Origin of the sequence: Methylorubrum podarium (genome assembly GCF_022179745.1) — a bacterium.
GTDB classification, from domain to species: domain Bacteria; phylum Pseudomonadota; class Alphaproteobacteria; order Rhizobiales; family Beijerinckiaceae; genus Methylobacterium; species Methylobacterium podarium.
In genome coordinates, this window is sequence record NZ_BPRD01000429.1 from 1 (window position 1) to 11,112 (window position 11,112).

Genomic DNA, 11,112 nt, shown 5'->3' on the forward strand with positions numbered 1-11,112 from the left:
CGACGTCGCCCTCGGCGATGCCGAGCACGTCGGGATAATTCATGATGCGGCTCTCTGGTATGGCACCGGCGGCCTTGAGCTGCTCAAGCTTGCGCTTGTCGCCCTGGGCTCTGTCGGACATCACCGCCAGGTGTAGGTTCGCGCCCTTGAACAGGGAGACGAACGACTGGATCTTGTCGAGCCCACCGGCCGGACAGATCGTCCAGCGGGGGTCGAGCGCGGTCCGTCGCCGTCGCTTCAGCTGAGCCGACAGGGCCTTGAGGAACAGGATGTCGCCCGGTCCCTCGACCAGCAGGGTGTGCTTGCCGATGAACAGCGCCTGGGTGACGTCGTAGCCCAAGGCGGCCTGGAGGGGGAAGAGGGTGTCCGGGTCCGTGGCGAGCACGTCGCCCCTGACCTTGGTACCCTTCGTCGTCCAGAAGCCTGGACGCTTCTGCTCGACCTGGTCCTCGATGATCCGGGAGAGCGTCAGGTCGTCGGGCGGCACCATGAAGGGCGAATGCGTGGAGAAGACCACTTGGTGCTTCGGCAGGAGTCGGTCGGCGAAGTACCGCAGCAGATCGGCCTGGGCCTTGCCGTGGAGGGTCAGCCCCGGCTCGTCCAGCAGGAGTATCTGGTTGCCCCCACGCTTGCTTACCTGCGCGAACTTCACCAGGAACGAGAAGAACCAGATGAACCCGGCGCTACGCTCCGAGAACGGCACCGTCACCCTGTGAAGGGTGTTCCTGACACGGGCGCGGGCGATCGCGCCGGCGTTGAACGGGGCGGGGTCGCCCGCTTCCGCCTTCGTGACCCTGACCTCAAGCTCCAGGAACGCGTTCTACGTCCAGTATTCCTGCAATTGGTCGGTGATGGCGTTCGATGCGGATTCACACTTGGCGTTCAGCGACTCGTAGGTCGTCGACGCCTTGATCTCCTCCACCGAGGTCCCGGCGAATTCGAGGAAGTCGAGGAAAACCCTCTCGCCGACGTCCAAATGCGTGTTTCCATGCGGATGTCCGGGATGGTGGTACGGTGCGTCCCCGTTGCGTACGATGTCGTCGACCCGGATTTGCCCGGCCATGCGGTCGTAATACGAAAAGTACATGAACTGGGGCGTCACGGAGCGGATGTAGCTCCCAACGAAACCCACCGCGTTCTGGCCGGGGAACGACCTGATCGTTTCCAGGAGCGCGACTTGGTCCGGCGTCGGCTCCGCCAACGCCTCCAACGCCTTTCGGAGCATGTCCGTGGTTGTGGCTTCCGCAAGCGGTTCCCTGACGGTTTCGCCGAGGCCGTGGCTGGCCATCAGGTACTCGGCGATGGCCGGGTAGTTCAGCGGAACGTCGATGCGGAAGGTTTCGTCGTCGTAGCGGCGCGAGAGGGTGATCTGACGCGACCGGAGACAGTCGGGGCCCAACGCTTCGGCCAGCGTCGCCACATCCTCGGGCGATAGGGACCATTTGGACGTGATGACGATTGCCTCGCCCTCCTCCTTCGGATGCCGTGCGTCGTACTCGTTCAGGTGCCGCCTGGGGTAGTCCCGTTCCCTATCGAATACCGTTGGTGTCGCCGGGTGGGGATTCAGGCCGGCCAAGGCTTGAAGGAGGGCGGTCTTGCCAGCCTCGTTCTTGCCGACAAGACAGACCATGTCGCCGAGCGTGACCTCTTCCGAATCCTCGACGCTGCGAAAATTGGTGACCCTGAAACTGTCGAGCCTCATTCCATCCCTCGTAGTCGGTCCGCAGCTTCGCGGATGGCCAAGCAACTGCAATCGCAGATTGGTCTGCTAGACGATGCCGGATTTCGCTGCCCCTGGGTTTGGCGAGCCCGGCGCATAAGCGGTCCTGAAGTCCCGGTGGTTCGCCAACGCCAACGGCCTATAAGGACCTTTCCCATCACATTGGGTCACCTCGGCCAGATCGAATCTTTCCCTGACGCTCGGGTGGACCAGGGCATCCTCCGGGATCTCCCGGACCTTCACCGGCCATCCCAGCCATCCCATCCGACGGGACAGCCAGCGGGGAAGGATGCCGGCGATGGAGTCGTGCATGCCTGCGACCTCGCAGTGCTGCATGCCATCGGACGCCGGATGCAGGTGCAGCCGGCCGGTACCGGGCTCTTCGGACACCATCCCGTCGACCCGAAGCGGATCCGGGATCTTGGTGGCCTGCTCCACCATCCACTGCAACGCGACGTCGGACAGCCGGCTCTCGGCTTCGGGGTAGCTGCCGCCGATGTCGGAGTGGTTGCCGGCGAACCACATCTGGATGAGCGGATCGGGCTCGCCCTGGACCTTTTTCCGCACCCCGTCCCGGCTGCCCCACCTGACCCGCGGGAAGTCGGCGCGGGTCTCGTCGATGGAGAGGGCATGCCGGGCATAGCCGACATGGCCGCTCAGCAGTTGGTCGTAGTTCCCGGAGCGCCATTGCGCGATGTGCCAGCGCGCCTTCCCGTTCACCGGTGAGTCGGTGATGGTCTTGACCGCTGTCGGCAGCCAACGCCAGAGGACGAACGCCGCAGTGAGCGAGAGGGTGGCCAGGAACGGGCGCCAGTAGCCGGTGCCGAACGCTAGGTCGGACAAGACGGCGGGCACGGCTGCAACCAGCACGGCCAGGATCGTCAGGCCGGCCGCAATGCCCCACCACTTGGGTCCGGTCGCGCCGAGCGAGGCGACGGTGTCGAACACGCCGATGAAGTGCGGTGCCACGTTCGAGGAAAGGTCGTCACCCGACCCGTACTTGCGCCGGAATCGCCTCGCCAACTCGAACCGGTCCTTCTCGTAGTCGCCGCCCCGGGGTGAACCCGCGCCGTACTCATAGACCTTGATCACCGCCTCATCCGCGATGTCCCGCGTCGCCTTGCGGAAGCGTGGAAGGTCTCCGCCCGGCACTTTCGTCGGGACGCCGCACAGGAACAGAACGTTGGCCACGCAACGGGCCGTGTAGGCCCCTCGGCTGAAGCCGATCAGGTAGATGCGGTCGCCGGGCTCGTAGTGGTTGATGGCGAACTCGTAGCAGTCGGCGATGTTCTTCGTGATGCCCAGGCCGGTCACCGAGGACAGCAGCTTCTGCAGTCGGCGGTAGGCACCGACGAAACCCGGGGCCGAGCCGTCCGTGCCGAGGCCGGCGTCGTAGAAGGCGACCTGCTCGCGCGGGTCGATGCCGCTGTCCGGCCCGACCCGGCAGACGCGGTAGAGCTTGTAGACGTTGCTGAGGCGCTGTTCCTCGCGGAGGCCACCTTCCTGGCCGGTGCCATCCGAGAAGACCACGATGTTCTTAGCCACGCCCCCCTCCTGCAGCCGGGATGGTCCTGGAATGGAGCCCATCTTGCGAGGCTGGATCGCGTCCGACGCCCAGTCAGACCGGTTAAGCCCAGCTTCGGGAGTCGCAACCGCCAGGTTCCTTGTTTGTTCCCAATCTGCGACCAGAGTGTACGCGCTGACGGAGGCCATGGCCTCCGAGCACGAAGCCCGGCGGGCGAAGTCGCGCCCTGCACGCGAACAACCTCACCCCTGACACCAAGGCGGCCGGAATGGCGGCCGGGACCTAACCCCCTACCGGCGGCCGGCCCCGCCGGTGCCCGGATTTGAACCTCGCTCACCGGACCGAACGGTTGGGGCGGATACATCCAAGGACTTTCGTCGGGGCGCCACTCGTTGAGCGCCAAATAGCTCATGGTCTGCCCGCGTGGATGTGCTATGCACCCCGCATCATGTCGGCCACCCGGTCCTTTTGGCGTTCGTTGCTCACGGTCTTCCAGATCGTGTCGCTTGCCGCCTTTTCGGTGGCGGGTGCGGGACACTCGCACGCGGGGGAGCTTCACGTCGGACACGACACGTCCGTCTCGGTCGGGTACCAAGTGACCGGAGGGCCAGGTCAGGTTGACGACATGGTGGGCCATGCCGACCGAAGCGCCGAAGAGTCGGTGGCTGGTCCTTGCGGCCTTTGCTGCCCAGTGTCGTTCGCGCGCTGGGACTGCTTGACCGTCGTGGTTGCCTGGAAGCCCGAGCGAACGTTGGCTGGCGTCCGCAAAGTCACGTTCGACAGCGTGGTTCCTGAGACGCTTCCCGAACCCCCTCGAACCTTCGCCTGAGGTCCGCGCTCCAACGCGCGCCCTGAGCGGCTGTCCGTGAACGACAGCCGCCAGCCTCCTTTACGCGAAGGCTCGATCATCCCATGCGTGTTCTCTCCGCCTCCGCCCTGCGGACGGCTCTCCTGGCGTTTGGCCTCTGGGCCGGTGCGCCGACGCTCGCCGTCGCCCATGAGGGGCACGACCACGGCAACGAGGCGCAGGCTCCGGCGGCGGCTACAGCGCCGCGCAGTACGTCGAGCACCGACGCGCTCGAATTGGTCGCCATCGTCCGAAGCGGCCGCTTGGCCGTGTTCCTCGACCGTGTGGGCACCAACGAGCCTGTGACGGACGCCGTCGTCCGAGCCGAGACGCCGGACGGCTCCCTCACCGCCTCGCCCATGCCGGACGGCAGCTACGCGGTCGATGCACATTGGAGCCTGCACCCCGGCGAGCACGAGGTGCTCTTCACCGTGACCGCGGCAGGCTCAACCGACATGTTTCCGGTCACGTTGACGGTGCGGGAGGCACCGCCGCCGAAGTCTGAGGCGGGTGTCTCCGCGTGGGCATCCGGCCTCGCCGCGGCCCACGACTTTCAGCGCCACCTGAAGGAGGCCGACCCGCTGCCGCTGGCCATCGGCAGCACCGGCTTCCTTCTCGGCATCGCGGTCACGCTCCTGATGAAGGGGCGCCGTTACTTGCCGGCCACTGCCCTCGTCGCCCTCATCGTCGCCCTCGCGTTCGCGCCGCGCGCCTTCGCGGGCGAGGGGCACGGTCACGGGAGTGCCCCCGGATCGCAAACCACCCTCATGGCCGCCCCGGCGCCGGCGGGACAGGACTTGGCGCGACGTCAACCGGACGGGTCGATCTTCGTGCCCAAGCCCACCCAGAGGGTACTGGCCGTGCGCACGGTGGTGACATCCTCCGACATCATGCGCCGCACCGTCGAGCTGCCGGGGCGCATCGTGCCCGATCCGAGTGCCAGCGGGGTCGTGCAGTCCTCGGTCGGCGGCCGGCTCTCGCCGCCGGAATCCGGGATCTTCCCGCGGCTCGGCACGCGGGTGCGCAAGGGCGAGGTGCTGGCCTATGTCACGCCGCCGGTGCAGGCGGTCGACGCCTCCGACATGCGCCAACGCCAGGGCGAACTCGACCAGCAGATCGCAGTCACGGAGCGACGGGTCGAACGTTACCGCAAGCTCGCACCGGGCGGCGCCGTATCGCAGGTGCAACTGGAGGACGCCCAGGCCGAGCTGAAGGGTCTGCTCGACCGCCGCGCCGCCCTCGACACAATCCGCCAGCAGCCCGAAGCACTCAAGGCGCCGGTCGACGGCGTGATCGCCGAGGCGACCGCCGTGGCCGGGCAGATGGCGAGCCCCGGCGTGCAGGTGTTCCAGATCGTCGACCCGACCCGCCTCTGGATCGAGGCGCTGAGCTTCGACGCCCTCACCGGCGGCCAGCACGCCACCGCCCGCCTTGCCGACGGTCGCATGCTGCGCCTCGCCTACATGGGCGCAGGGCTCGCCGACCGCAGCCAAGCCGTGCCGATGCACTTCGCCGTCGAAGGCGCGCCGTCGGAACTGCGGACCGGGCAGTTCGTCACCGTGCTGGCCGCAACCGACGCACAGCAGAAGGGGTTGGCGCTTCCGCGCATGAGCGTGGTGCGTGGCGGCAACGGCCAAAGCATCGTCTACGAGCACACCGCGCCGGAGCGCTTCGAGCCCCGCGAGGTGCGGGTCGAGCCGCTCGATGCGGGGCAGGTGCTGGTCGTCTCCGGGCTCGCCGCGGGCAAGCGGATCGTGACCCAAGGCGCCGAACTCCTCAACCAGGTCCGCTGAGGAGGCCAACCCGTGTTCACGCTCCTCGTCACGCAATCCCTGCGCAACCGCCTCCTCGTACTGGCGCTTGCCGCGGTGCTCGTCATCTACGGTGCCTTCACCGCGACCAAGCTTCCGGTCGACGTATTCCCGGACCTCAATCGGCCGACGGTGACGATCATGACCGAGGCCGAGGGACTCGCCCCCCAGGAGGTCGAGCAGCTCGTCACGTTCCCGGTCGAGACGCAGATGAACGGCCTGCCGGGCGTGACCCGGGTGCGTTCCGTGTCCGGCGTCGGCCTCTCGGTGATCTACGTCGAGTTCGACTGGGGCACCGACATCTACCGCAACCGCCAGCAGGTCGCCGAGCGCCTCGCGATGGTGCGCCCGCAACTACCCCCAAACGTCAACCCGATGATGGGTCCGGTCTCCTCGATCATGGGCCAGATCGTGATGGTCGCCCTCAACGGCGGCACGGTCTCGCCGATGCAATTGCGGGAACTCGCCGACTTCACCATCCGACCACGCCTGCTCTCGATCCCCGGCGTCGCCCAGGTGATCCCGATGGGCGGCGAGGTGCGCCAGTTCCGCGTCGCGCCCCAGCCCACGGCCCTGCGGGCGCTCGGCGTCACCCATGGCCAACTGGAGACGGCGCTGGCTCAGTTCGGCACCAACACCGGCGGCGGCTTCACCGACCAGTACGCCCGCGAGTACCTGATCCGGAACCTCGGCCGGAGCATGAGCCTCGACGACCTGCGCAACATGGTCGTCGCCACCGTCAACGGCCGACCGATCTACCTGCGGCAGGTGGCCGAGGTCTCCTTCGCGGCCCGGGTGAAGCGGGGTGATGCCGGTTACATGGGCGCGCCCGCGGTCGTGGTCTCGGTCGAGAAGCAGCCGGCCGTCGACACGGTGCGGCTCACCCGCGAGGTCGAGACGGCCCTCGCGGAGATCACCGCCAGCCTGAACGCCTGCGGCCCCGACGCGGGCAAGGGCAGCTCGGATCGGACGGGTCCGTCCGTGGCCGAACCCGTCGGCGAGGCATGCGCCTTCAAGGGCGTGCGCGCCGACCAGCTCATCTTCCGGCAGGCGAACTTCATCGAGACCTCGATACGCAACGTCGAGACGGTGCTGATGGAGGCCGTCGTCGTCGTCGCGGTGGTGCTGTTCGCCTTCCTCTTGAACGTGCGCACCACCGCGATCTCGCTCACGGCGATCCCGGTCTCGATCCTGGCGACCGCGGTCGTGTTCCACCTCGCCGGGCTGTCGATCAATACGATGACCCTTGGCGGCCTCGCCATCGCCATCGGCGAACTCGTCGACGACGCGGTGGTCGACGTCGAAAACATTTTTCGGAGACTCGGCGAGAACCGTAAAGCGGGTAACCCCAAAAGCGTCTTCACAGTCGTGGTAGAGGCCTCGAACGAGGTGCGCTCCGGCATCGTCTACGCCACTATGGTGATCGTGCTGGTGTTCGTGCCGCTCTTCGCCCTGTCGGGCATCGAGGGCCGGCTCTTCGCCCCGCTGGGTCAGGCCTACATCGTCTCGATCCTGGCGAGCCTCCTCGTCTCCATCACCCTGACGCCGGTGCTGGCCTACTACCTGCTGCCGGGCCTCAAGCGACTGGAGGAGCATGACAGCCAATTCCTCAAGTGGCTTAAGCGCGGGAACGCCGCCCTGCTGCGCGGCCTGCTCGGGCATGGCCGGCCGGTCATGGCGGTCGCCGGTCTGGCGGTGGCGGCGGCCGGGCTCGCGGCGACCTTCCTGCCACGCACCTTCCTGCCGCCGTTCAACGAGGGCTCGTTCACGGTCAACATGACCTTCAACCCCGGCATCTCGCTGGCCGAGAGCAACCGGATCGGACTGGTGGCGGAACGGCTGCTCCTGGAGATGCAGGACGTGAAGTCCATCGGTCGCCGCACCGGCCGGGCCGAGCTCGACGAGCACGCGGAAGGCGTCCACTCCTCCGACCTTGAGATCGACCTGAAGCCGGGGTCGCGACCCAAGCCCGAACTCGTCACCGACATCCGCGGGCGCCTCGCGGTGCTGCCCGTCAGCGTCAACGTCGGCCAGCCGATCTCGCACCGGCTCGACCACATGCTCTCGGGCGTGCGCGCCGAGATCGCGCTCAAGATCTTCGGCGAGGATCTCGACACCCTGCGCGCGCTCGCCGAGGACACGAGGGCGCGGCTCTCGGACATCCCCGGCCTCGCCGACCTCCAGGTCGAGAAGCAGGTGCTCATCCCCCAGTTGGAAATTCGCGTCGACTATGCCCGCGCGGCCCTCTACGGCGTCCAACCCGCGGCCCTGGTCGAGCAGTTGAGCCGCCTGTCGAACGGGCAGGTGGTCTCGCGGGTGGTGGACGGCTACCGCCGCTTCGACGTGGTGATGCGCCTCTCCGACACGATGCGCACGACCCAGCGCCTCGGCGACCTCCTCATCGAGACCCCGTCCGGCTGGGTGCCGGCCCGCCAGATCGCCGACATCCGCGAGACCGACGGGCCGAACCAGATCCTGCGCGAGAACGCCCGGCGCCGCATCGTCGTGCAGGCCAACACCCAACCCGGCTCCGACATGGGAAAGATCGTCCAGGCCATCCAGGAGAAGGTCGCCGCGGCGAACTTGCCCAACGGGTACGCCACGAGCCTGGAGGGCTCTTTCCAGGCCCAGGCAGAGGCGAGCCGGACCATCGGCCTGCTGTCGCTGCTCTCCCTCGCCCTGGTCTTCGCGCTGCTCTACTCCCGTTACCGCTCGGTCGTCTTCACGCTGATCATCCTAGGCAGCATCCCGCTCGCCCTGATCGGCTCGGTGGCCGCCCTTTGGATAGCCGGGCAGCCACTCTCGGTCGCCTCGATGATCGGCTTCATCACGCTGACCGGCATCGCCACCCGCAACGGCATCCTCAAGATCAGCCACTACCTGAACCTGGCGATCCACGAGGGCATGCCGTTCGGGCGCGACCTCGTCATCCGCGGCAGCTTGGAGCGGCTGGCGCCGGTCCTGATGACGGCGCTCTCGGCGGGCGTCGCCCTGGTGCCGCTGATGATCGGCGCCGACGCGCCGGGCAAGGAGATCCTGCACCCCGTGGCGGTGACGATCTTCGGCGGCCTGATCAGTGCGACGCTGCTCGACACCGTGCTGACCCCGGTGCTGTTCCTGACCTTCGGCCGCAAGCCCCTGGAGCGGCTGCGGGACGAGGCCCGTCACCGCCCCGAGGCTTCACCCGAGGCACCGAGAAGTTCGCCCGTCGAGGCGTTCTGAGACCTTCCCGACCCCCGAGAAAGGACATCGTCATGCGCTCCCCCTTCCGCCTCGCCGTCGTTGCCGTCGCCATCGCCCTCGCGTCGCCCTGCCTCGCCGCCGGCCCGAACGGCGGCCAGACGACGGTCGCCGATGGACATCCCGTCGAGTTCGTCGCGACCGAGACCGGCATCACCTTCTTCGTGACCGGTGAGGACGGCAAGCCGGTCGAGACCGCCGGCCTCTCGGCCAAGGCATTCGTGCAGGTCGGAGGCAAGACGGAGACGCTGACCCTGAAGCCGGGGGCGCCGAACAAGCTCATGGCCGACCTTAAGGCCCCGCTGGCGGCGGGAGCGAAGGTCGTGCTGTCCGCGAAGATGCACGGGCACAACATCCAGGCGCGGTTCGAGAAGCAGTAGGGCCGTCGGTGGGGCGGCCCGTGCGGTTCCTTCCGCGCAGGCCGCCTCGGCCCGGCTACCTCCGGGTCAGGACAAATGGCCCAGGAGCACCAGGAAGCCCAGGAGCAGGAAGCACACCGCCAGCACCTTGACGAGGTCGCGTCCCGCCCGCCTTCTGACGTGCGGACGGGCACGACGCCTGCCGCGCGGCTTGGACTCCCATCTCTCGATTTCCCGGGCCAGCTTCTTGCCTACCATGGCCGCGCCGCCTCAGACGGGAAGGTGCGGGAACTCCGCGGAGAGTGCCTCGTCCTCGACCTGGACGGTGACGTGCTCGATGCCGTGCCGCTCCTTCATTAGGCCCCGCACGGCACGGATCACCGCCGGCCCGCCGGCGACGTCGTCGACCACCACGTGCCCGCTCATCGCGTCGAAGCCCGACGTCAACGTCCAGGCATGCAGGTCGTAGGCGCGGCGCACCCCCGGCATCGCCTCGATCTCGGTCTTCAGGGCGGCGAGGTCCACGCCGGGAGGCGTGCCCTCCAACAGGATGTGAAGGGCTTCGCTCAGCAGTCGCCAGGTCCGGGGTACGATGAACAGGCCTATGCCGGCGCCGATGAGAGGATCGACCCAGGTCCAGCCCGTGCCCATCACCACGAGGGCCGCGAGGATGACGCCGACCGAGCCCAGCATGTCCGAAAAGACTTCGAAGTAGGCGCCCTTCACGTTGAGGCTCTCGGACGAGCCGCCCGACAGCAGCTTCATGCTGGCGAGGTTCACGCCCAGCCCAACCAGCGCCACCAGCATCATCGGCCAGCCGAGGATCTCGGTCGGCTCCACGAAGCGCCGATAGGCCTCGTAGAGGATGTAGGCGGTGACCCCGAGCAGCACGACGGCGTTGGCGAGCGCCGCGAGGATCTCGAAGCGCATATACCCGAAGCTCTTGCCCGCCGTCGGCGCCTTGGCCGCGTAGTGAATGGCGAGCAACGCCAGGGCGAGGCCGCCGGCGTCCGTGACCATGTGCGCGGCATCCGCCAGGAGCGCGAGGCTGCCGGTGAGCAGGCCGCCGACGACCTCGGCGAACATGTAGGTCAAGGTCAGCCCGAGCGCCCAGGCGAGGCGTCCCTTGTTGCGGGCCGCAGCCGAGCCCGAGGGAATGCCGCCGCCGTGCGAATGCCCATGGCCGCCGCCGTGTGCGTGTCCGTGTCCCATATGCCGATCCCAGGTTTGCGATGATGTGTCCGACCGCGGGTTTCAGGGCGCGATTCCGCCGATCAGGTCGGCCACGTGTGCGCCAGCCGGATGCCCGGCCTCGACGTGGTGCGTCCCGGAACAGGCCTGGTATCCGGGGCCGAACGTCGTCATGACGAGTTCGCGCCGTCCGTCCGCGGTTTCGCGGCTGGCCAGCAGCGCCTGCCCACCGGGCCAGAGTTCCGCATCCGCCGTCGGTCCCGGCTCGGGTTCGCCGTAACGGCGAACGCCTTCGTCGTGGATGGCCCGACGCGCTTTCGCGAGGTCGTCGCCGGAGAGTGGCACGCCGACCCAGACCACCTGCTGCAGCCCCTCGGTCCGGCAGATCACCAGGATGACCTCGGCCGTCCCGGGTCCCG

General features: G+C 67.9%; 8 protein-coding genes. 3 read left to right on the forward strand and 5 right to left on the reverse strand.

Features of this window, described 5'->3' with window-relative positions:
- The 3 genes from MFF42_RS19945 to MFF42_RS19955 all read right to left on the reverse strand — a co-directional run.
- Positions 1–709, reverse strand: a 709-nt coding sequence (locus MFF42_RS19945; protein WP_238257312.1) for an ATP-dependent nuclease, incomplete at its 3' end; no start/stop codon positions are given.
- Positions 710–820: 111 nt separating this feature from the next.
- The gene (locus MFF42_RS19950) at positions 821–1,702 is read right to left on the reverse strand and encodes an AAA family ATPase (RefSeq protein ID WP_003596854.1); all 882 of its coding nucleotides are present in this window, start codon (positions 1,700–1,702) and stop codon (positions 821–823) included.
- 66 nt (positions 1,703–1,768) lie between these two features.
- Positions 1,769–3,265 (reverse strand): T6SS phospholipase effector Tle1-like catalytic domain-containing protein, encoded by a 1,497-nt coding sequence (locus MFF42_RS19955; protein WP_003596853.1) that lies wholly within the window; start codon positions 3,263–3,265, stop codon positions 1,769–1,771.
- Positions 3,266–4,157: 892 nt separating this feature from the next.
- Between MFF42_RS19955 and MFF42_RS19960 the strand changes: the two genes are divergently transcribed.
- From MFF42_RS19960 to MFF42_RS19970, 3 genes are read left to right on the forward strand one after another with little or no spacing between them, the layout of a single operon-like run.
- Positions 4,158–5,885, forward strand: coding sequence for an efflux RND transporter periplasmic adaptor subunit (locus MFF42_RS19960; RefSeq protein ID WP_003596852.1), 1,728 nt, complete (start codon positions 4,158–4,160; stop codon positions 5,883–5,885).
- Between the two features lie 12 nt (positions 5,886–5,897).
- On the forward strand, positions 5,898–9,125 hold the full coding sequence (locus MFF42_RS19965; protein WP_003596851.1) for an efflux RND transporter permease subunit: 3,228 nt from the start codon (positions 5,898–5,900) through the stop codon (positions 9,123–9,125).
- A gap of 32 nt (positions 9,126–9,157) precedes the next feature.
- The gene (locus MFF42_RS19970) at positions 9,158–9,523 is read left to right on the forward strand and encodes a hypothetical protein (protein ID WP_003596849.1); all 366 of its coding nucleotides are present in this window, start codon (positions 9,158–9,160) and stop codon (positions 9,521–9,523) included.
- A gap of 249 nt (positions 9,524–9,772) precedes the next feature.
- Here MFF42_RS19970 and MFF42_RS19975 read toward each other — a convergent pair whose 3' ends face one another.
- Both MFF42_RS19975 and MFF42_RS19980 read right to left on the reverse strand, forming a co-directional pair.
- Complete coding sequence (locus tag MFF42_RS19975) at positions 9,773–10,714, reverse strand: cation diffusion facilitator family transporter (RefSeq protein ID WP_003596846.1); 942 nt, start codon at positions 10,712–10,714, stop codon at positions 9,773–9,775.
- A gap of 42 nt (positions 10,715–10,756) precedes the next feature.
- Positions 10,757–11,112 (reverse strand): threonyl-trna synthetase (locus MFF42_RS19980; RefSeq protein WP_238257313.1); only part of this gene is annotated, 356 nt, incomplete at its 5' end.

Excerpts from the sequence above, each read along its gene's own strand:
- MFF42_RS19950 (WP_003596854.1), bottom strand. The coding sequence starts at position 1,702 with ATGAGGCTCGACAGTTTCAGGGTCACCAATTTTCGCAGCGTCGAGGAT.
- MFF42_RS19960 (WP_003596852.1), top strand. The coding sequence starts at position 4,158 with ATGCGTGTTCTCTCCGCCTCCGCCCTGCGGACGGCTCTCCTGGCGTTT.
- MFF42_RS19970 (WP_003596849.1), top strand. The coding sequence starts at position 9,158 with ATGCGCTCCCCCTTCCGCCTCGCCGTCGTTGCCGTCGCCATCGCCCTC.
- MFF42_RS19975 (WP_003596846.1), bottom strand. The coding sequence starts at position 10,714 with ATGGGACACGGACACGCACACGGCGGCGGCCATGGGCATTCGCACGGC.